Annotated in this window: 22 protein-coding genes; 13 read left to right on the forward strand and 9 right to left on the reverse strand. The window is 48.5% G+C overall.

Annotated elements, in window-relative coordinates:
- The first annotated feature begins 139 nt into the window (after positions 1–139).
- The 3 genes from IO95_RS15490 to mdtI all read left to right on the forward strand — a co-directional run bounded on the left by IO95_RS15490 (position 140) and on the right by mdtI (position 2038).
- The gene (locus IO95_RS15490) at positions 140–781 is read left to right on the forward strand and encodes a bifunctional 4-hydroxy-2-oxoglutarate aldolase/2-dehydro-3-deoxy-phosphogluconate aldolase (RefSeq protein ID WP_023490821.1); all 642 of its coding nucleotides are present in this window, start codon (positions 140–142) and stop codon (positions 779–781) included.
- A gap of 572 nt (positions 782–1353) precedes the next feature.
- Entirely contained in the window at positions 1354–1722 is a 369-nt protein-coding gene (mdtJ, locus tag IO95_RS15495) for a multidrug/spermidine efflux SMR transporter subunit MdtJ (RefSeq protein ID WP_023490822.1), read from the forward strand.
- Positions 1709–2038 carry a multidrug/spermidine efflux SMR transporter subunit MdtI gene (gene mdtI, locus IO95_RS15500; RefSeq protein WP_023490823.1) on the forward strand — a complete coding sequence of 110 codons (330 nt, stop codon included), beginning with the start codon at positions 1709–1711 and terminating at the stop codon, positions 2036–2038. Before mdtJ ends, mdtI begins: the two co-directional genes overlap by 14 nt.
- Positions 2039–2078: 40 nt before the next feature.
- Here the strand turns inward: mdtI and IO95_RS15505 are convergent, their stop codons facing one another.
- A complete protein-coding gene (locus IO95_RS15505; protein ID WP_023490824.1) occupies positions 2079–2423 on the reverse strand; it encodes a RidA family protein in 345 nt (114 codons plus the stop codon).
- A gap of 134 nt (positions 2424–2557) precedes the next feature.
- Here IO95_RS15505 and IO95_RS15510 point away from each other — a divergent pair, with 134 nt between their 5' ends.
- The 5 genes from IO95_RS15510 to rnd all read left to right on the forward strand — a co-directional run bounded on the left by IO95_RS15510 (position 2558) and on the right by rnd (position 8967).
- Positions 2558–4462, forward strand: a complete 1905-nt coding sequence (locus IO95_RS15510) for an ATP-dependent DNA helicase (RefSeq protein ID WP_023490825.1) — start codon at positions 2558–2560, stop codon at positions 4460–4462.
- An 81-nt stretch (positions 4463–4543) separates the two neighbouring features.
- A complete protein-coding gene (gene tsaB / locus IO95_RS15515) occupies positions 4544–5242 on the forward strand; it encodes a tRNA (adenosine(37)-N6)-threonylcarbamoyltransferase complex dimerization subunit type 1 TsaB (protein ID WP_023490826.1) in 699 nt (232 codons plus the stop codon).
- A gap of 105 nt (positions 5243–5347) precedes the next feature.
- Positions 5348–5926 (forward strand): Slp family lipoprotein, encoded by a 579-nt coding sequence (locus IO95_RS15520; protein ID WP_023490827.1) that lies wholly within the window; start codon positions 5348–5350, stop codon positions 5924–5926.
- Between the two features lie 143 nt (positions 5927–6069).
- On the forward strand, positions 6070–7758 hold the full coding sequence (gene fadD / locus IO95_RS15525) for a long-chain-fatty-acid--CoA ligase FadD (RefSeq protein WP_023490828.1): 1689 nt from the start codon (positions 6070–6072) through the stop codon (positions 7756–7758).
- A gap of 87 nt (positions 7759–7845) precedes the next feature.
- Positions 7846–8967 (forward strand): ribonuclease D, encoded by a 1122-nt coding sequence (gene rnd, locus IO95_RS15530; protein WP_023490829.1) that lies wholly within the window; start codon positions 7846–7848, stop codon positions 8965–8967.
- A gap of 109 nt (positions 8968–9076) precedes the next feature.
- Here the strand turns inward: rnd and minE are convergent, their stop codons facing one another.
- The 3 genes from minE to minC are packed head-to-tail and all read right to left on the reverse strand — an operon-like array spanning position 9077 to position 10880.
- Positions 9077–9346, reverse strand: a complete 270-nt coding sequence (minE, locus tag IO95_RS15535; protein WP_023490830.1) for a cell division topological specificity factor MinE — start codon at positions 9344–9346, stop codon at positions 9077–9079.
- Positions 9347–9349: 3 nt separating this feature from the next.
- Positions 9350–10162: a septum site-determining protein MinD gene (gene minD / locus IO95_RS15540; protein WP_023490831.1), complete on the reverse strand. Its 813-nt coding sequence runs from the start codon at positions 10160–10162 to the stop codon at positions 9350–9352.
- 25 nt (positions 10163–10187) lie between these two features.
- Positions 10188–10880, reverse strand: coding sequence for a septum site-determining protein MinC (minC, locus tag IO95_RS15545; protein ID WP_023490832.1), 693 nt, complete (start codon positions 10878–10880; stop codon positions 10188–10190).
- A 136-nt stretch (positions 10881–11016) separates the two neighbouring features.
- Here minC and IO95_RS15550 point away from each other — a divergent pair, with 136 nt between their 5' ends.
- From IO95_RS15550 to IO95_RS15560, 3 genes are all read left to right on the forward strand, one after another.
- A complete protein-coding gene (locus tag IO95_RS15550; protein ID WP_023490833.1) occupies positions 11017–11289 on the forward strand; it encodes a YcgL domain-containing protein in 273 nt (90 codons plus the stop codon).
- A 99-nt stretch (positions 11290–11388) separates the two neighbouring features.
- The gene (locus IO95_RS15555) at positions 11389–12045 is read left to right on the forward strand and encodes a fumarylacetoacetate hydrolase family protein (RefSeq protein WP_023490834.1); all 657 of its coding nucleotides are present in this window, start codon (positions 11389–11391) and stop codon (positions 12043–12045) included.
- Positions 12046–12212: 167 nt separating this feature from the next.
- On the forward strand, positions 12213–12659 hold the full coding sequence (locus IO95_RS15560; protein WP_023490835.1) for a YcgN family cysteine cluster protein: 447 nt from the start codon (positions 12213–12215) through the stop codon (positions 12657–12659).
- Positions 12660–12776: 117 nt separating this feature from the next.
- Here IO95_RS15560 and dsbB read toward each other — a convergent pair whose 3' ends face one another.
- Both dsbB and nhaB read right to left on the reverse strand, forming a co-directional pair.
- Positions 12777–13313: a disulfide bond formation protein DsbB gene (gene dsbB, locus IO95_RS15565; RefSeq protein WP_037386030.1), complete on the reverse strand. Its 537-nt coding sequence runs from the start codon at positions 13311–13313 to the stop codon at positions 12777–12779.
- Between the two features lie 188 nt (positions 13314–13501).
- Complete coding sequence (gene nhaB, locus IO95_RS15570) at positions 13502–15085, reverse strand: sodium/proton antiporter NhaB (protein WP_023490837.1); 1584 nt, start codon at positions 15083–15085, stop codon at positions 13502–13504.
- A gap of 256 nt (positions 15086–15341) precedes the next feature.
- Between nhaB and fadR the strand changes: the two genes are divergently transcribed.
- Positions 15342–16064 carry a fatty acid metabolism transcriptional regulator FadR gene (gene fadR / locus IO95_RS15575; RefSeq protein WP_023490147.1) on the forward strand — a complete coding sequence of 241 codons (723 nt, stop codon included), beginning with the start codon at positions 15342–15344 and terminating at the stop codon, positions 16062–16064.
- 63 nt (positions 16065–16127) lie between these two features.
- On the opposite strand, the gene IO95_RS15580 is transcribed toward fadR, so the two are convergent.
- Entirely contained in the window at positions 16128–17663 is a 1536-nt protein-coding gene (locus tag IO95_RS15580; RefSeq protein ID WP_023490148.1) for a SpoVR family protein, read from the reverse strand.
- Between the two features lie 409 nt (positions 17664–18072).
- Here IO95_RS15580 and IO95_RS15585 point away from each other — a divergent pair, with 409 nt between their 5' ends.
- On the forward strand, positions 18073–19332 hold the full coding sequence (locus IO95_RS15585; protein WP_023490149.1) for a D-amino acid dehydrogenase: 1260 nt from the start codon (positions 18073–18075) through the stop codon (positions 19330–19332).
- Positions 19333–19573: 241 nt separating this feature from the next.
- Here the strand turns inward: IO95_RS15585 and IO95_RS15590 are convergent, their stop codons facing one another.
- Complete coding sequence (locus tag IO95_RS15590; protein WP_023490150.1) at positions 19574–20125, reverse strand: 3'-5' exonuclease; 552 nt, start codon at positions 20123–20125, stop codon at positions 19574–19576.
- A 155-nt stretch (positions 20126–20280) separates the two neighbouring features.
- Positions 20281–21552 (reverse strand): YeaH/YhbH family protein, encoded by a 1272-nt coding sequence (locus IO95_RS15595; RefSeq protein WP_037386054.1) that lies wholly within the window; start codon positions 21550–21552, stop codon positions 20281–20283.
- Between the last annotated feature and the right edge of the window lie 89 nt (positions 21553–21641).

Below are 21641 nucleotides of genomic sequence, written 5' to 3' on the forward strand. Positions count from 1 at the left end.
GCTACCCCGGTAGATTCACTGGGGATAGCGCTTTTATGGTGTCGGAAAGAGTAAAGAGACGATCGGAAACCGCAGTAATGCGGTGCCCTGTGGCAGGGTTTGCCATATATATTAATCGCAAGTAGTGGAGATAATGACAATGAATAATTGGAAAACCAGTGCAGAGCAGATCCTGACGGCAGGCCCAGTGGTTCCGGTAATTGTAATTAATAAGCTGGAACATGCGGTACCGCTGGCTAAAGCACTGGTCGCTGGTGGTGTGCGTGTACTGGAAGTGACACTACGTACTGCTTGTGCGATGGATGCGGTTCGTGCCATCGCCAAAGAAGTACCAGAAGCGATTATTGGTGCGGGTACCGTCATCAATACACAACAATTGCATGAAGTGACGGAGGCCGGGGCGCAGTTTGTGATCAGCCCAGGGCTGACACCTGAGCTGTTGAAAGCCGCCACCGCAGGTAAAATCCCGTTAATCCCGGGTATTAGCACGGTTTCCGAGTTGATGTTAGGGATGGATTATGGTTTGCGCGAATTCAAATTCTTCCCTGCGGAAGCTAACGGTGGTGTTAAAGCCTTACAAGCGATCGCCGGGCCTTTCCCACAAATCCGTTTCTGCCCGACTGGCGGGATCACCCCGAACAATTACCGTGATTACCTGGCGCTGAAAAGCGTATTGTGTATTGGTGGTTCATGGCTGGTACCGGCAGATGCGTTGGAAAAAGGCGATTATGCTCGTATCACCGAGCTGGCTCGTGAAGCCGTTAAAGGCGCAACCGCCTAAACCTACACAAGGCTTAGACTCCCTTATAGGGATGCAGCGAGCGAATTTACTCGGTTTATTTTTATCAGGCTCAGGTAAGCAACCTGGGCCTTTTTTATCCTTATCATTATTTAATCCCCACGATGCTACTGGCACAACTCGCTCAGTCAAAAAGTTAACACGCTTATTTTCAAGCTTTTTTTGCTTTATCAGTGAACAAGGCACTTTGCTATATTATTTTTACTATGGTACAACTAGCGCAGTGAATAATTTTACACTTATGAGAATATTAAGCGAACCACACTACTATTGGCTGTAAATATAGAATAATTATGATGACAATAAATGGTATTACCCTCATAACCTCTACTTACCAACTTTTCCTTTCTGCCATCCTTGCCAGTGAGTATCACTGGTGCAGCGAACTATAGCTTTTTTCTCCCTCTAACCGGTGTTTTGGTATAGCCGGATAAATAGTTTTTCCTCAGATTCATCTAAGTTGCAATGAGCACTATACCTGCTTGGGTGCCGACGGGGAGAGACCAGAAATAACACGCCTTGGCGTGCATTATCTGTAGTTCGGGAGAAGCATAATGATTTATTGGATATTTTTAGCGGTTGCTATCGTTGCTGAAATTATTGGTACCTTGGCGATGAAATACGCCAGCGTTAGTGGCGGTATGGCCGGGCATATAATGATGTATGTAATGATTACTGGTTCTTACATCATGTTGTCATTGGCGGTGAAGCGGGTTGCGTTGGGGGTGGCGTATGCACTGTGGGAAGGGATTGGTATTCTGTTTATTACGCTATTTAGCGTCATGTTGTTTGATGAACCGATTTCTTCACTAAAAGTGTTGGGATTGATCGCGTTGCTTATCGGCATTTTGCTCGTGAAATCAGGCACTGACAAAGCACCAATACAGAAAAAGCCAGGTGGAGACAACCATGCAACAGCTTGAGTTATACCACATTGGCTTTCTGGCATTAGCCATCGTGCTGGAGATCGTGGCGAATATTTTTCTGAAAATGTCAGATGGTTTTCGCAAAATCTGGCTGGGGTTGCTTTCACTACTCTCAGTGTTGGCGGCGTTTAGTGCATTGGCGCAGGCGGTTAAAGGGATCGATTTGTCGGTTGCTTATGCGCTGTGGGGGGGATTCGGCATTGCCGCGACTATTGCGGCAGGCTGGATCTTGTTCGGCCAACGCTTGAACACCAAAGGCTGGCTTGGGTTACTGTTGCTGCTGACTGGCATGGTTATTATCAAGTTGGCATAAAAACAAAATAGAGGCCGCAGGCGGGGACCTGCGGTTTCTGTTACATCGCGGCGATGATTTTGATTTCCACTTTAAATTTCGGGTTCATCAAGCGCGCTTCTACCGTACAACGCACCGGTGCACTACCGGCCACGACCCAGGCATCCCAAGCGGTATTCATGGCGGCAAAATCATCACCGTTTGCCAAAAAAATGGTGGCGTCTAAAATCCGGCTTTTATCGGACCCAACGCGAGCCAACAGGGTATCAATGGCGGCAAGTGCATTAGTGGTTTGCGCTGTGGCATCTTCATCCAGGTTTTCGGGCACGCTGGTGTAATAGATAGTGTCATTATGGATCACGGCTTCGGACCAACGCTGCGCTGGGTCAATTCGCTCAATATTCATTCAGTTATCTCCCGGTTTTTAATATTGGCAAGATTATCACAATGGCAATAAGAAGTGTGTATCGATCAAGTCGGTGGTAGCGGAGCAGCAGCCTTGGCATAATCACCGCTGGATGATTCGGCCAGAGAGATAGCGTGATAGACGATTTTGCACCAGAAGGCGCATTAGCGCAGGCCATCAAAGGCTTTAAACCCCGTGAACCACAAAGGCTGATGGCCAATGCGGTGACAGAAGCGATTAACTTCAAACAGGAACTGGTGGTCGAAGCAGGAACCGGTACCGGTAAAACCTATGCCTATTTAGCCCCGGCATTGCGTTCAAAGCGTAAGGTGATTATTTCCACCGGCTCTAAAGCATTACAGGATCAACTCTATGCGCGTGATCTCCCCACGGTAGCCAATGCATTAAAATACCAAGGTAGATTAGCGTTGCTAAAGGGGCGTTCTAACTATTTATGTCTGGAGCGCCTGGAGCAACAATCGATGGCTGGCGGTGAGTTGGCGGGGCAAACGCTAATTGACCTGGTGCGTCTGCGTAGCTGGTCATCGCTGACTGAAGAAGGGGACATCAGCTTATGCCGAGATGTGGCGGAAGACAGCTTTGTTTGGCCACTGGTGACCAGCACTAATGATAATTGTCTGGGGGGGGACTGCCCGCAGTATAAGGACTGTTTTGTCGTTAAGGCGCGCCGCCGGGCGATGGAAGCTGATGTGGTGGTGGTCAATCATCATCTATTCCTGGCCGATATGGTGGTCAAAGAGGGCGGTTTTGCTGAACTGATCCCAGAAGCTGATGTGATGATCTTTGACGAAGCTCACCAGATACCCGATATCGCCAGCCAATACTTTGGCAAGCAACTGACCAGTCGCCAATTACTCGATTTGGCAAAAGATATTACGATTGCCTATCGTACCGAGGTCCGTGATACCGCACAGTTGCAAAAAAGCGCTGATCGCCTCAGCCAAAGCACCCAGGATTTCCGCTTGGCATTAGGTGAGCCAGGGTTCCGTGGTAATTTGCGTGAAGTTTTGGCCCAGCCCAATGTGCAACGGGCCTTGCTGTTACTCGATGATGCATTGGAGTTGTGTTATGACGTGGTCAAACTTTCTCTAGGCCGTTCAGCCTTACTGGATGCGGCGTTTGAACGGGCAGCGCAATATCGCACGCGCCTCAAGCGCTTGAAAGAAGTCAATGAACCGGGTTTCAGCTATTGGTATGAGTGCAACTCACGCCATTTTGTATTGGCGCTGACGCCATTAACAGTGGCAGAGCGGTTTCGTGAAATGCTCAATGATAAACCGGGTAGTTGGATTTTTACTTCGGCGACGCTGTCGGTTAATGAACAAATGGGGCACTTTACTGAACGCTTGGGGCTGAATAAGGCGAAAACACTGTTATTGCCCAGCCCATTTGATTATGCCAACCAGGCGATATTGTGCGTACCGCGCTTCCTGCCGGCACCCAATCAGCCAGGGGCGGCACGGCAATTAGCACGTATGTTGCGGCCGATGATCGAAGCAAACCAAGGGCGTTGTTTTTTCCTCTGTACTTCCCATCAGATGATGCGTGAACTGGCTGAAGAGTTCCGTGCCACGCTGACGTTGCCGGTACTACTGCAAGGAGAAACCAGCAAAGGCCAATTGTTGGCCCAGTTTGTTGAGGCGGGGAATGCCTTGCTGGTAGCAACCAGTAGTTTCTGGGAAGGGGTGGATGTGCGTGGCGACACCCTCTCTTGCGTGATTATCGATAAGTTGCCCTTTACCTCACCAGATGACCCCTTGCTGAAAGCGCGTATTGAAGATTGCCGCTTGCGTGGTGGCGACCCTTTCAACGACGTTCAACTGCCTGACGCTGTCATTACCCTGAAACAGGGGGTTGGCCGTTTAATCCGTGATAGCGATGATCGCGGGGTATTGGTGATTTGTGATAATCGACTGGTGATGCGACCGTATGGGGAAGTCTTCCTCAAGAGCTTACCGCCTGCACCCCGTACCCGTGATTTATCCGAGGCTATTGCCTTTCTTCGGACCGGACGTTAGCGGATAGGCTCGACCACGGGGACGTGTTACAATGCGCGCCTTATAGATGAAATTACTGATTTTTCCTGCCTGGGGTCTGGCATGTCTACGCGAATTTTAGCGATCGATACGGCGACGGAAGCATGTTCTGTTGCTATCTGGGATCATGGCGAAACTCACGCCTTGTTTGAACTCTGTGCACGGGAACATACCCAGCGTATTTTGCCCATGGTCCAACAACTACTGGCTAGCTGCGGATTAACACTTTCACAACTTGATGCACTCGCTTTTGGCCGTGGCCCGGGGAGCTTCACCGGTGTACGTATCGGTATTGGTATTGCCCAAGGGTTGGCGTTGGGAGCTGATCTGCCGATGCTAGGCATCTCCACCTTGCAAACGCTGGCGCAAGGGGCTTGGCGGATGACGGGGTCGCAACGTGTTTTAGCTGCCATTGATGCGCGTATGGGCGAAGTGTACTGGGGAGCGTTTGAACGTCAGCAAGAGGGTGGCTGGTTGGAAAGTGAAGGGGAGGCGGTCCTTTCCCCTCCACAAGCGTTAGAACGTGCGCAACGTTTACAGGGAGCTTGGTCTCATGCAGGAACTGGCTGGGAAGCTTATCCTGATCTGGTTGCTGGCACATTACTGACTCTTTCTGATGGTAAGACGCTGTTACCGCAGGCTGAGGATATGCTGCCTTTGGCACTAATGGCTTGGCAGCAGGGGTTGGCGGTGCCGGTAGAACAGAGTGAGCCCACTTATCTGCGTAATGAAGTGACCTGGAAGAAACTACCTGGCCGTTAATCGCCTATGATTACTGTATAAGCGTTGGGATAGATGAGCATTGGGATAGCAGTAACCCATGTCGCAGCCGTTTGAATGGTGGCGGGTATAACAGGAGGCTATGGGATGTTAACACCTATTTTAAATAAAAAAGGCGTCATGCTGGTCATCTCTAGCAGCCTGTTGCTGCTTTCTGGATGTGTCACTATTCCTGATGCGATTAAAGGAAACTCACCAACGCCGGTTGAAAGACTGATTGCGGTGCAAAATGCGCCGAAACAGTTCACCGGTGCTGAAGCCCGCTTTGGTGGTACGGTGGTCGGGGTAGCGAATGAACCTGGGCGTACCGTGCTGGAAATAGCCACGGTGCCGTTAGATGCAGGGGCTCGTCCAGTGCTAGGTGAACCCTCTCAAGGTCGGGTATTGGCCGCCATTAACGGTTTCCTTGATCCTGTGGATTTCAAGGGGCAACTCGTGACGGTGGTTGGGCCCATCACCGGTGTGCTGGAGGGGAAAATTGGCATGACGCCATACCGCTTTGTGACCATGAATGCGAGCGGTTTCAAGCGTTGGCATGTTACCCAGCAAATTGTTATGCCACCACAACCGATGGATCCGTGGGGTTGGCATCATCGTCCGTGGGGACCTGGCAATGGTTGGTACTCTCCAGGCCCCGCTCAGGTTCAGACTGTGGTGATAGAGTAAGGCGTTGCCAGTAATTAGTGATATATATCGCAACCTGTATATTGTTTGAAACGTGAGTCAGTGGGCTGAGTTAAAATATCGTTAATGTTTGTGGCGATTTTTGTGGCCACGATAACAGCTTGTAATGATTTTAGAGGTGACCCTTGGAAAAAGTCTGGCTAAAACGCTACCCAGCAGATGTTCCGGCAGAAATTGATGCTGACCAGTACACATCATTGATCGAATTGTTCGAAAATTCAGCCTCGCGCTTTGCGGATCAACCTGCATTTATCAACATGGGGGAGGTGATGACCTTCCGCAAGTTGGAAGAGCGTAGTCGGGCGTTTGCCGCCTATCTGCAAAATGAGTTAAAGCTGCAAAAAGGTGACCGTGTTGCGTTGATGATGCCTAATTTGCTGCAATATCCGATTGCCATGTTCGGTATCTTGCGTGCCGGGATGGTAGTGGTCAATGTTAACCCACTCTATACACCACGCGAATTGGAACACCAGTTAAATGACAGTGGTGCCAGAGCGATTGTTGTTGCCTCTAACTTTGCTCATACCCTAGAACGGGTGGTGTTCAACACGCAGGTAAAACATGTGATTCTGACGCGCATGGGGGATCAGCTTTCTGGTGCGAAAGGAACATTGGTTAACTTTATTATCAAATATATCAAACGGTTGGTTCCAAAATACGATTTGCCTGATGCGATTTCATTTCGTCGCGTTTTGCAACAAGGCCGCCGCATGCAATATGTGAAGCCAGATGTTATCAATAGTGATTTGGCTTTCCTGCAATATACCGGTGGCACCACCGGGGTTGCTAAAGGTGCCATGCTGACTCATCGCAATATGCAGGCCAACCTGGCACAGGCGAAGGGGGCCTATGCCCCGGTGCTACATGAAGGGCAAGAGTTGGTGGTGACGGCGTTGCCTCTTTATCACATTTTTGCGCTGACCATAAACTGCCTGCTGTTTATCGAACTGGGTGGTAGAAGCCTGTTGATCACTAACCCGCGTGATATTCCTGGCTTGGTAAAAGAGTTGGCAAAATATCCATTTAGTGCCATAGCCGGGGTCAATACACTGTTTAATGCACTGCTTAACAATGAGGATTTCCAAAAATTGGATTTCTCTTCGTTAAGGCTTTCTGTCGGCGGTGGTATGGCGGTGCAGAAAGCGGTGGCGGATAGATGGGAGAAACTGACGGGTAAGCATCTGTTGGAAGGGTATGGATTGACGGAGTGTTCCCCTCTGGTATCAGGTAATCCACATGATTTAACGCACTACAGTGGTAGTATTGGCCTGCCGGTTCCTTCAACGGAGATTCGCCTGGTGGATGATCAAGGTCATGAGGTGGCGCCTGGTGAACAGGGTGAACTTTGGGTTAAAGGGCCACAAGTTATGTTAGGTTATTGGCAGCGGCCAGAAGCTACCGCAGAAGTATTACGCGATGGTTGGTTAGCAACCGGTGATATTGTTACCGTGGATGGTGAAGGTTTTATCCGTATTATTGATCGTAAGAAGGATATGATCCTGGTATCGGGATTCAACGTTTATCCGAATGAAATTGAAGAGGTTGTCAGTCAGCATCCGAAAGTGTTGGAGTGTGCAGCGATTGGTGTTCCAAATGGCGTATCAGGTGAGCAGGTCAAGGTTTGTGTGGTGAAGAAAGACCAGACACTCACTAAAGAGGAGTTATTGATCCATTGTCGCCGCCACCTTACCGGCTATAAAGTGCCCAAAATTGTTGAATTTCGCGACGAATTGCCGAAATCAAACGTGGGTAAAATTTTGCGGCGAGAATTACGAGATGAACAGAAAAAGCTGAACACGGAAGATGCTGCCTAGGCGAATTGTTATCGCAAGTTATCAACCAGGCCGGTGAATACCGGCTTTGTTGCGTTTGAACCTTAAAATGACCAAGAGAATGATGTTTTGAATTATCAGTTGATCACTACCGATGCTGGCTTGCAGCAGGTCTGCGAGCAGGCAAGAAATTATGCTCAGGTGGCACTCGATACGGAGTTTGTCCGCACACGCACCTATTATCCACAGTTAGGCTTGATTCAATTATATGATGGTGAGCAACTTTCTTTGATCGATCCCCTGCCAATCACGCAGTGGCAACCATTTATTGATTTACTGACAGATTGTGCGGTAGTGAAATTTTTACATGCAGGTAGTGAAGATCTTGAGGTTTTTTTGAACGCATTCAAGACACTACCGAGCCCGATGGTGGATACGCAGATCCTGGCGGCATTCGGTGGCCATACACTTTCATGTGGTTTTGCCAAACTCGTCGCGGAATATATGCATGTTGAGCTAGATAAGAGCGAATCTCGTACCGACTGGATAGCACGACCATTGACTGAGCGCCAGTGCAGTTATGCTGCGGCGGATGTGCTTTACTTGCTGCCCATGGCGAAACAATTGGTGCAGGAAACTGAAGCCGCAGGATGGACTGCCGCCGCCGCCGATGAGTGTCTGTTACTTTGCCAGCGTCGTAGTGAAACGTTACGCCCTGAACTGGCGTATCGTGAAATTACTAATGCCTGGCAGTTAACTCCACGTCAATTAGGCTGTTTGCAGCTATTAGCTGCCTGGCGGCTACAGCAGGCACGTGAGCGTGATCTGGCTGTGAATTTCGTGGTGCGTGAAGAGAATCTGTGGGCAGTGGCGCGTTATATGCCTGGCTCATTGGGTGAACTTGATGCGTTAGGCCTGAGTGGGCAAGAGATCCGCTACCATGGTAACACCTTACTGGCCTTGGTGGCGCAGGCTAATGCCCTTGATGAGTCTGACTTGCCTGAACCCTTGCTTAACCTGATTGATCAACCAGGCTATAAGCGAGTGTTTAAAGAAATAAAAGCGGTGATTACGGCAGTCAGTGAACAGAGTGGTTTAAGTGCAGAATTGCTAGCTTCACGGCGGCAGATCAATCAATTGCTGAACTGGCATTGGAAATTAAAAGAGAATGATACACAACCAGAGTTAATCAGTGGTTGGCGTGGAGCCTTATTGACAGCACCACTACAAGCTATTTTGCAGGGTAGCTAACGCTGACTTGTGTGGGCAATTGGCTATTTGAGTCTCGGCTAGTTGACCTAAATTGGTTCTGACCATGATTGCCCCCTGATAGAAGATTCAGGGGGCTAATAGAGAGCGATCATTTAGTGGACTCTTCCGATTCCGGCAGTGTCACATTAAGTTCAAGCACTGAAATATCGTCGCCTTTATGTTCGAATTGTACATGTAACATTTCAGGGTCAATTTGAACATATTTACAAATTACAGCCAAGATATCGCGTTTCAAATCAGGTAGATAGCGTGGTTCACTATCTCCGCGACGACGTTCTGCGACGATAATCTGCAACCGCTCCTTGGCTACGCTGGCTGTCGATTTTTTGCGGGACAGAAAGAAGTCTAACAAAGCCATGATTTATCCCCCAAAAAGGCGTTTCAGGAAGCCCTTTTTCTCTTCTTCGATGAAGCGGAATGGACGCTCTTCGCCTAACAGGCGATAAACAGTATCGTCATAGGCCTTACCGGCATCCGACTCTTTATCCAGAATAACAGGTTCCCCTTGGTTGGACGCGCGCAATACGGATTGATCTTCCGGGATCACACCGACCAGCGGAATACGCAGAATTTCCAGCACATCTTCCATGCTCAACATATCGCCACGGTTGACACGCCCTGCATTGTAGCGAGTCAACAGCAGATGTTCCTTGATAGGCTCTTCGCCTTTTTCGGCACGGCGTGACTTGGAGGCCAAAATGCCTAGAATGCGGTCAGAGTCACGAACGGAAGAGACCTCAGGGTTAGTGGTAATAATGGCTTCATCAGCGAAATAGAGCGCCATTAATGCGCCAGTTTCGATCCCGGCAGGAGAGTCACAGACGATAAATTCAAAACCCATCTCGTCGAGATCATTGAGTACCTTCTCAACACCTTCGTAAGTAAGCGCGTCTTTATCACGCGTCTGCGAAGCGGGCAGAATATGCAGATTTTCGGTACGTTTGTCTTTGATTAACGCCTGGTTCAGTGTGGCATCACCCTGAATAACGTTAACAAAATCATAAACTACCCGGCGTTCACATCCCATGATGAGGTCAAGGTTACGCAGGCCGATATCAAAATCGATCACGACAGTCTTCTTGCCTTTTTGGGCTAAGCCGGTAGCAATGGCTGCACTTGATGTGGTCTTGCCAACGCCCCCTTTACCCGAGGTAACAACAATAACGCGTGCCATGAAAAGTATTCCTTGTCAAAAGGGCTTAATTTAAAGGTTGTATGGTTAATGTATTATTCAATAGGCTGAGGCGTACCGCCTGGCCGAAAAAATCAACCGGTATCTGGTCGCTCACCCAATATTGCCCTGCAATAGAGACTAGCTCAGCACTCAGGGAGGTGCAAAAAATCTGACATTGTGGATCGCCAGAGGCACCAGCCAATGCCCGCCCGCGTAGCGAGCCATAAATATGAATATTGCCATCGGCGATCAATTCAGCGCCAGCACTGACATTGTTGGTGATGATTAAATCGCTGTTACGAGCATAAATTTGTTGGCCTGAACGCACTGGTGTATTGATGATGCGCGTTTTAGCAGGGGCATTATCCGGTATAACAGGAGCGGCTGGTGCGGGTGGAGCGGCTTTCTGTGCTTTCCCCTCATTGAGCAAGGGTAAACCCGCGCGGGCAAAAGCACGTTTTTGCTGCTCATCTTTGCATCCGCTGATGCCAACCACACGCAACCCCGCAGAAGTGAAAGCCTGCTGCAGTTGTTTCCAGTTTGCGTCACTGTCCAGTGCAGCAACATTGATGACAACAGGGGCATTTTTGAGAAAAGCGGGCGCCTGGTTTACTTTCTCTTGCAGTGCCTGACGAATTACCTCGGGGTCCGAATGATGCAAATGAACAACCGATAGGGTAAAACTGCTGCCTTTTAGCTCAATTGGCGATTGTGACATCTATCCTGACTCAGTTTCAGCAACGTTAAATCCCCTGAATACCACTCGGGGTACGATATTCCGACGTATCATAAACATGTTATAGTCAGAGTTATATCCAGGCAAGCCGCAGTCTCAATTAAATAGAGTTTTAAAAATGCATTGTGTGATCTATAGAAGCCCTAAACGTGATCAAACTTACCTTTATGTTGAAAAAAAAGACGATTTTTCTCGTGTGCCCGAAGAACTGCTGAAAAGTTTTGGTATACCGCAGTTATCGATGATGCTTTCATTGAATGAGCGTAAAAAATTGGCCTCGGCGGATATCGAAAAAGTGAAAGAGGCACTAAAAGAGCAAGGGTTTTATCTGCAAGTCCCGCCGCCGGTAGAAAATTTAATGAATCAGCATTGTTCATCCGGCAAGAAATAATCCACTGTTTAGCACATCACTATTCAATGATGTTGCAGTTGACTACAGCGTGAATGGCGAAGAGTATATAATTTTGGCATTGTGGTTGGGAGAAACGGAATGTATCAACATAGAGACTGGCAAGGTGCGTTGCTCGATTTTCCGGTAAGTAAGGTGGTGTGCGTCGGAAGCAATTATGCTGACCACATCAAGGAGATGGGCAATAAGGTATCCGCTGAGCCGGTATTATTTATTAAACCTGAAACTGCCTTGTGCGATATCCGTCAGCCGATAGCGATCCCTAAAGAGTTTGGGGAAGTGCATCATGAGGTTGAGTTAGCGGTACTGATCGGTTCGCCGCTGAAGCAGGCCAATGAAGATCGTGTGTTTCGGGCTATAGCAGGGTACGGTGTCGCTCTCGACTTAACGTTGCGTGAATTACAAGCTGGGTTCAAAAAGGCGGGGCAACCTTGGGAGAAAGCGAAAGGGTTTGATGGTTCTTGCCCCATTTCAGGGTTTATTCCAGTGGCTGAATTTGGTGATCCGCAAAATGCGGAACTGACCTTGACGCTTAATGATCAATTGCGTCAGCAAGGAAACACCCGCGATATGATCACGCCGATTATACCGTTGATTGCCTATATGAGCCGTTTCTTCACGTTGCGCCCTGGTGATATCATTTTGACGGGTACCCCGCAGGGTGTAGGTCCGATGACCGCTGGTGATACGTTGAAAATATCGCTTAATGGCAAATCACTCACTACGCGGGTTATCTAATTTCACACCAGCGTCTTGCGGCTTGCCAACACTATTTTGCCCAAGCAGGCCGCCCATTGGTTTCTCAAGCGAGGAGATATCTGGTAGCGTGCAGGCGTGTGGGTATGCTATATAGTGCCCATTGAAGCCTGCTGGCCGTTATTTCTCTATCTTCGGAAACCACCAATATGTCACAACCTCCTTTTTGGCAACAGAAAACGCTGGATGAAATGTCTGAAGCAGAGTGGGAGTCACTGTGTGATGGCTGTGGGCAATGTTGCTTGAATAAATTGATCGACGAAGATACCGATGAGATTTATTTCACCAATGTGGCCTGTGATCAGCTTAATATAAAATCCTGCCAGTGCCGTCACTATGAACAGCGCTTTGAACTGGAGGAAGATTGCATCAAGTTGACGCGTGAGAACCTCAAAAGTTTCGAGTGGTTGCCCCCCACCTGTGCCTACCGCCTGATTGGTGAAGGTCACACTTTACCAACTTGGCACCCGTTAATCAGTGGTTCAAAAGCAGCGATGCATGGCGAACGCATCTCTGTGCGCCATATTGCGGTGCGCGAGAGTGAAGTGGTGGACTGGCAGGATCACATTTTAAACAAACCTGGTTGGGCGAAGTAATTTGCTGACAGGCGTTAGCCAGGTTGCTTCGAGTTAGCGTTTAAATGGTGATGGCGTTCTTTCCATCACCAAGGTCGACTCATTTTTCATCCTTGAAATCAACCCCATCCCGAAAATTTAATAGGAACGTCCAAACAGATCACGCTTACGCGGGCGTACAAATTGGCTGATCAGTACCAGAATACCCACCAACAGATAGGCGGCAAAGATGCCGATTAACCATTGCGGCATCTCCAATGACAGAAATTGCCATTGAAGTAACGAACAGTCACCCGATGCGTGGAATATGGCAGGAGCCCATTTATCCAAGGGGAGCCAGCTAGGGAAATTGACAAAAAAGTCACAGGTATTGAAGGGCGATGGGTGTAGTTGGATCATGGTATGTTTCCACGCCAACCGTAGACCTTCCCCGGCGCTATAGAGCCACAATAGGATAGCAAGATAGCGTAAGGCGCTTTTCGGTGCTATTGCGCCAATCAGTGACGCGGCCAGGATGCCAAACAGAGCAACGCGTTCGTAGATGCACATGACACAAGGTTGCAGCAACATAACGTGTTGGAAATAGAGTGCGGTCAACTCCAGTGCCAGTGCAGTGAGAGCCATCAAGATCCAAGCACCGCGCCCTTTGGAGCAGCGGTTAAAGAATTGCAACATATATACTCTTCCATGCAGTAAGCTATTGAACAGGGAGTGTAAACCAATTTTCCCCCGCTGCCAGCCACCAGTCACTGATTCAATGAAAAATTTTAGCCAGTAAAGGATTAATGGCGCCTCGTTTGCTGGTTTAGTATGCAATTGAGGCGTCGTCATTTAATCATGACTAATACTGTGGATACTATAACCTAATGTGCCGTTACTGATGAGATGACGTTAAGTGACGGCGGGGATATCCAGTTCCATTGAGTCAGCCATTCGGTAACCGGGACCAAGGCATAGTGCACACATAATAAGCCAACCAGTGTCAGTACCAGCGTATAAGGTAACGCCATCCAGACCATACGCCCATAAGAGATACGTAGCAGTGGTGCCAGCGATGAGGTTAACAAAAACAGAAAGGCAGCTTGGCCATTAGGTGTGGCAACAGAAGGCAGATTGGTACCGGTGTTAATGGCGACGGCCAACATTTCGAACTGTTTGAGGGAAATAAGCCCCTGTTCTAGTGCGGCTCTAGCTTCATTGATATACACCGTTCCTACAAAAACGTTATCTGAAACGGAAGAGAGCAGGCCGTTGAACAGATAGAACAGGGAGATCTGCGTGCTTGGTGGGGCCTGAAGGACAAACTGGATCACCGGACTAAACAGTTGTTGCTCGATAATGATAGCCACGACAGTGAAAAAGACCGTCAGCAGGGCGGTGAAAGGCAAGGCTTCTTGAAACGCTTTGCCAATGTCATGTTCATCGGTGACGCCACAGAATGAAGTGACCAGAATAATAACCGACAGGCCAATCAAACCAACCTCGGCTAAGTGGAAAGCGAGAGCCACTACCAACCATACGCCAACCAATGCCTGTATCACTAGTTTGACTTTATCCTGACGGTTACGCTTGGCGCTTGCCTTACGATCGAACTCTTTGAGCACTTCACGCACCGGTTCTGGTAGTTTGGTTCCGTAATCAAACAACCGAAAACGCTCAACCAAAAGACAAACCAGTAGCCCACAAACGAAGACTGGCAGCGTTACGGGGGTCATGTGTAGAAAAAATTCGACAAATCCCCAGCCTGCGTTTTTGGCGATGATCAGGTTTTGCGGCTCCCCGACCATGGTCATTACGCCGCCGAGTGCGGTCCCTATGCCAGCATGCATCAGCAGGCTGCGCAAGAAACTGCGGAATTGTTCCATGATTTGCTGGTGTTCAGGATTATCAATGAGGCTGTCATCAGCAATTTGCGAATTATTATCTGCTTGTTTAGCCACCACATTGTAATAGATAGCATAAAAACCGGTACCGACACTGATAACCACGGCTATCACCGTCAGAGCATCCAGAAAGGCGGAAAGGAAGGCAGCAGCACCACAGAAGGCGAGAGAAAGCAGCATTTTTGAGCGGATACTAAGCAACAGCTTGGTAAAAAGAAATAGCAGCAATTGCTTCATAAAATAGATGCCAGCGACCATGAATATCAGCAGCAGCAGCACTTCAAGATTATTGGCAATTTCCTCGCCGATATGTGCCGGGCTAGTCATGCCGATCAAGGTGGCCTCAATAGCCAATAATCCACCGGGTTGTAGTGGGTAGCATTTTAATGCCATCGCTAAGGTGAAGATAAACTGCACCACCAGCAACCAACCTGCCACGAAGGGACTGACCAGAAAAAAGACCAGCGGATTGAGCAGCAGAAAACTTATGATCACCCATTTATACCAGTCGGGAGAATCCCCGAGAAAATTTTTCATCAATGCGGAACGAATTGTTATAGTCATGTTATTTCGAGAAGCCTTAAAATGAGTGCGCACGAGGTCGAGCTTACCTAACTCAGTGTTTCAGGTAAATATATACCCGTCACCATTTAACTTATCTTGCCTTTCGTCTGCTTGCATAGCATCGAATAGAAGTGGTTTTTTGTCGGATTATGCACACTTTCGTTTATTGCCTTTTACTCATACTATGTGATGCCATAGTGATCTGGTATGATCAGACGATTACAATTATTGATGATCATCGCCACGGACATTACACATGGTTATAAAGGCCCAGAGCCCTGCCGGTTTTGCGGAAGAATATCTTATTGAAAGTATTTGGAATAATCGTTTCCCGCCCGGCTCTATCTTGCCTGCAGAGCGTGAGCTTTCAGAGTTGATTGGCGTTACGCGCACCACTTTACGTGAGGTATTACAGCGATTGGCCCGCGATGGCTGGTTGACCATTCAACATGGTAAGCCCACCAAAGTGAACAATTTTTGGGAAACTTCAGGTCTTAATATCTTAGAGACGCTGGCACGTCTTGATCATAATAGCGTGCCACAGTTGATTGATAATTTGCTGGCGGTACGTACCAATATCGCGTCTATTTTTATCCGCGCCGCTGTGCGCAACCATCCAGAGCAGGCGCTAGAAATATTAGCTAAAGCCACACAGGCTGATGAGCAGACTGATGCCTTCGATCAGCTTGATTATGAAGTATTTCGTGGCCTGGCGTTCGCCTCAGGTAATCCGATTTATGGCTTGATCATTAACGGCTTGAAAGGGCTCTATATCCGGGTTGGGCGATATTATTTTTCAAATCCAGAAGCACGTCAGTTGGCACTCAGCTTTTACAATAAATTGTCGAGCCTGTGCCATGAGAAAATGTACGACCAAGTGATGGATTGTGTCCGTAATTACGGTAAAGAGAGTGGGGCTATCTGGCAGAGTATGCAAGGTACCATGCCAAGTGATCTTGCCGAAGCACATCGTAGATAGGTCTCCATGAGATTCAAGCTGCAGAAGAGCCCTGCAGCTTGAATGAACTGAAGCGGATTGAGGCTATAATTGGGTTGGCCTTGGTGGGCAACGGTCAAGCAACTCTATACTGCCATCTTCATTTTGTTGTTCCAGGATAATATCGAATCCCCACAATCGGTGCAGGTGTTTCATCACATCTTTGCGGCTTTTGTCTAATGGTGCTCTGTCTTGCGGAACATGACGTAATGTCAAAGAGCGATCACCGCGCAGGTCAACATTCCAGACCTGGATATTAGGCTCGTGATTACTGAGGTTATATTGTGCTGACAGCGCTTGGCGAATCGCACGGTAGCCTTCCTCGTTGTGGATCGCCGAAATTTCCAGATAATTGTTGTGATCGTCATCCAATACGCTAAATAGGCGGAAGTCGCGCATCAGCTTAGGCGACAGGAACTGGCTGATAAAACTCTCATCCTTAAAGTCACGCATGGCGAAATGTAAGGTATCCAGCCAGTCTTTACCGGCAATATCTGGGAACCAGTAGCGGTCCTCTTCGGTGGGAAACTGACAGATACGCTTAATGTCCTGATACATGGCAAAGCCTAATGCATAAGGGTTAATCCCATTATAATAGGGGCTATTGTAGGCCGGTTGATAGACCACGTTAGTATGGCTGTGTAAAAACTCCAGCATAAAGCGATCCGTTACCCGCCCTTCATCGTAGAGATGGTTCAGGATGGTGTAGTGCCAAAAGGTTGCCCACCCTTCATTCATGACCTGAGTCTGTTTTTGTGGATAGAAGTATTGGCTTACTTTACGCACAATGCGCAAAATTTCCCGTTGCCATGGCTCCAGTAACGGCGCATTTTTCTCCATAAAATAGAGAATATTTTCCTGCGGTTCGCGGGGGAAACGCAATGCTTGCCCCGGCGACTCTTCGCGCGCGATACGTGGCAAGGTTTTCCACAGAGAATTTACCTGGCTCTGCAGATACTCTTCACGCACTTTCTGACGTGCTTTCTCTTCCACCAGTGAGATTTTTTGTGGTCGTTTATAGCGATCAACACCGTAGTTCATCAAGGCATGGCAGGAATCGAGCAGTTTTTCCACTTCTTCCACACCATAACGCTCCTCACACTGACTGATGTAATGGCGTGCAAACAACAGATAATCGACAATCGAACTGGCATCCGTCCAACTGCGGAACAGATAATTATTTTTGAAAAACGAGTTATGCCCATAGCAAGCATGCGCCATCACCAGAGCTTGCATGGTGATGGTGTTTTCTTCCATCAGATAAGCGATACAAGGGTTGGAATTGATAACGATCTCGTAGGCCAGGCCTTGCTGACCATGCTTATAACGCTGCTCAGTTTCAATGAATTTTTTGCCGAATGACCAGTGCGTATAGTTAATCGGCATCCCGACGCTGGAATAGGCATCCATCATCTGTTCGGAGGTAATCACCTCGATCTGGTGTGGATAGGTGTCGAGCCGGTAATGCTTGGCGACACGATCAATCTGTTCCAGATAAACTCGCAGCAGGTCGAACGTCCAGTCCGGTCCATCGCTCAGACGTTTATCTGCCTTCACTTTTTTATGTGTCGAAGTAGTCATCAGCGCACCCTCGTTATTAACAGATCCCGCTCATTTGGCAGACCCTTTTACAATGATAGTCTAAGTCACAATAAATCGTTTGAAATCATCTGTGATTGATAAACATGAGGTAATTTAGGTATTAGACTTATCCAAGTTGCAGCTGCTGTCACTTAAAGAGGGACTGAAACCACTTATTGTGAGTATTATCAGTATGGTTGACTCATTTTGCCGAGTTGACTATCACTGAATTAATTCTTCACCATGGCTATACCCAGAATTATTCGGATTGCTTGTAGGCAGCCAGCGAAGGAATCCCCAGGAGCATAGCTGACTATGTGACTGGGGTGATAGAGCGCAGCTAACACCCAAGCAGCTTGAAGAATGAAGAGGATAATTATGCTGGGTGAAAGCCATGCAGGGGTGAGAGATGCGAGTGCTAATTTTAGGCAGTGGTGTGGTGGGGGTGAGTAGCGCTTGGTACTTGGCAAAAGCCGGTCATCAAGTGACGGTGATCGATCGTCAACCTGGGCCAGCACTTGAGACCAGTGCGGCGAATGCCGGGCAGATTTCCCCTGGCTATGCAGCTCCCTGGGCCGCACCGGGTGTGCCATTAAAGGCGATTAAATGGATGTTCCAGCGGCATGCTCCGTTGGCTATTCATCTTGATGGCAGTTGTTTTCAACTGCATTGGATGTGGCAGATGTTGAAAAATTGCGACATCAGTCACTATAAGACCAATAAAAGCCGCATGGTGCGGTTGGCGGAATATAGCCGTGATTGCCTTAAACTGCTGCGTCAGGAGACCGGGATCCAGTATGAAGGTCGTCAAAAAGGCACATTACAACTGTTCCGCTCTCAACAGCAGTTCGATAACGCCAGCAAAGATATCGTGGTGTTGGAAGGGGCTGGTGTTCCTTACCAGTTATTGTCTGCCAATCAATTGTCCACCGTTGAACCGGCATTGGCTCAGGTGGCTCACAAATTAGTGGGCGGCTTACAGTTGCCCAATGATGAAACGGGAGATTGCCAGCTGTTTAGCCAGCGATTGGCAGAAATGGCAAAATTGGCGGGGGTTAATTTCTTTTTCAATCAAACGATTGATCGTTTATTGGTGGAGGGAGATAAAGTCATCGGGGTGCAATGTGGTCGTGATCTGATAAAAGCAGATTGCTATGTCATGGCGCTAGGGGCTTATTCGACGGCATTGCTGGGTGATTGGTTTCCGATACCGGTCTATCCTCTGAAGGGCTATTCGTTAACCATTCCGATTGCAGATGAAATGGCTGCACCCATTTCAACCGTGCTGGATGAAACCTATAAAATCGCCATTACGCGGTTTGACCAACGTATTCGTGTGGGAGGCATGGCGGAGATTGTCGGTTTTAATAGCCAGCTAGAACAGAAACGACGAGCAACGTTGGAGATGGTGGTGCGTGACCTTTATCCTCATGGGGGGCGAATTGAGCAAGCCTCGTTCTGGACAGGATTGCGGCCGATGACCCCTGATGGCACGCCGATCGTTGGCAAAACGCCCCTGAAAAATCTCTATCTGAATACCGGGCATGGTACCTTGGGCTGGACCATGGCTTGTGGTTCCGGGCAACTGCTGGCGGATCTGGTTTCTGGTATTACACCCGCGATAGCCTCTGACGATTTGGCGGTGGGGCGCTATACTAGCGCTGTTTAAGCTACAGCATCACCTTAACTGATACTCGCCAGTTTTCTACAAAACCGCCTTACGCTGATATACCCAAGTTCAATGGAGTTGCAGGTAGGCGGCAAGCGAGTGACAAATCGGTCAGGAACCGATTTGAACAGCACTAGTGCTGGCCCGCAGGGTGAACCTCATGGATGAGGTTCATAACTCCCTAGGAGCATAGATAACTATGTGACTAGGGTGAAAGAGCGTAGCCAACACCGCTGCGGCTTCATTGGTGACGGGTATAAAGTGCGGAGATGGCATCAGCCACATAACGTGCCTGATGTTTGGCATCATCCAACGCCCGGTGCGGCGTGCCTTCAAATGCCCGCTGTTTTTTGGGGTTGAAGCCATTTAACTCGGCCAAGGTGATAATGGTGCGGACATCTTGTGTATCCCAGAACTTCCACGGGCAGGGCATGCCCAGTTGCTTGAAAGCATGTTCCAAAATAACGCAATCAAACTCTTTACCGTTGCCCCACACTTTCACGGTATCCGTACTGTTTATATGAATAAAACGACTCAGGCCGGTTAATACGCGTTTCAGGCTTTCTGTACCGCCAAAAGCTAATTTGCGTGCCTCATCTGATTGTTTTGCCCACCAAGCGACGATTTCCAGACTGATGGTTCGCCCGGGTTGCTCTTGCTGACAGTTGACCGCAACATCAAATTCTGCGCCTAGTTCGCCAGTTTTGGGGTCAAAGAACACGGCGGCAACAGCCAGGATCACTGCGCTGGGGGTGATATCCAGGGTTTCAATATCTAACATCAGGTGGTGCATGCGGGTTTCCTCGGCGTGGTATTGCGCTGATGGTACACCATTATCAATAAACAGGCAGGGGAGAGTTGCTCGGAGCACGGGCGTGTATAGCTTGCCGTTTAATAAAAGATCTCACACAGCCAGTCAATTGACTGGCTGTGTGGGTCGTCATAACACTATACGGTTTGCTTCTGGAACAGCTCCCTAAATACAGGGTAAATATCCTCCGGCTCACGTATTGGCTGCATGGCGAAGTTTTTAAAGGTTGCTTGTAAATGTTCATACTCCCGCCACAGGGTCTGATGAGCACGGCGGGTGATTTCGATATAACAATAGTAACGTACCATCGGCAACGTATTTTTTGCCAACAACTCGTAACACAGAGGCGAATCATCAGCCCAGTTATCGCCATCTGAAGCTTGAGCGGCATAAATATTCCATTGAGCAGGGTCGTAGCGCTCTTCTATCACTTCGTTCATTAACTTCAGTGCACTGGAAACGATAGTGCCGCCAGTTTCCTGCGAATAGAAGAACTCTTGCTCGTCCACTTCTTTGGCCTGCGTATGGTGGCGAATGTATACCACCTCGACATTTTTATAGGTTCTGCTGAGGAAGAGATACAGCAGAATATAAAAACGTTTGGCCATATCTTTGGTTGGCTGATCCATTGAACCAGAGACATCCATCAGGCAGAACATCACCGCCTGACTGGAAGGTTCAGGGCGGCGCTCATAGTTTTTATAGCGTAGGTCGAAAGTATCAATAAATGGCACACTTTCAATTTTTTTACGCAGCTCAGCAATCTCCTTACGCAGGCGTTCCTCTTCCAGCAATTGAGCAGGTTCACTGTTTTCCAACAGGCTGAGACTATTTTCCAGTTCATGCAAAGCACGCCGTTTACCTGCCGTCATAGCAGTACGTCGTGCCAATGAGTTTTGCAACGAGCGCACCACACTGATATTGGCAGGCACGCCGTTTGCCGTGTAACCAGCACGATGGGTTTTGAACTCGGTAAGCTGCTTATACTGATTCTTCTTCAGATTAGGCAACGCCAAGTCTTCAAACAGTAAATCGAGATATTCATCTTTGGAGATTTGGAACACAAATTCATCCTGGCCTTCACCATTCTGGCTGGCATCCCCTTGGCCACTTCCACCGCCGCCACCGCCACCTTGGGAGCGCTCAATACGGTCATTTTGCACAAAATGGTCGTTGCCTGGATGAACACGCTGACGTTTACCGCCAGAGCCTTGATGAAACATGGGTTCGCTGATATCGCCGCTAGGAATCGACACGGATTCCCCACTGTCTACGTCGGTGACCGAACGTTTATTGATGGCTTCAGCTATCGACTGTTTGATTTGCGACTTATAGCGACGCAAGAAGCGCTGGCGGTTCACCATGCTCTTGTTTTTGCCATTTAACCGTCGATCAATGAAATAGGCCATACATCCCCCAAACAACGTTGCCCGGCAAGCCATAAAGCATATATCCACGATCATTCAAGTTTGGCGTAATGACTCGCCCCTCCTTGGGC

It is taken from the genome of Serratia sp. DD3, from assembly GCF_000496755.2.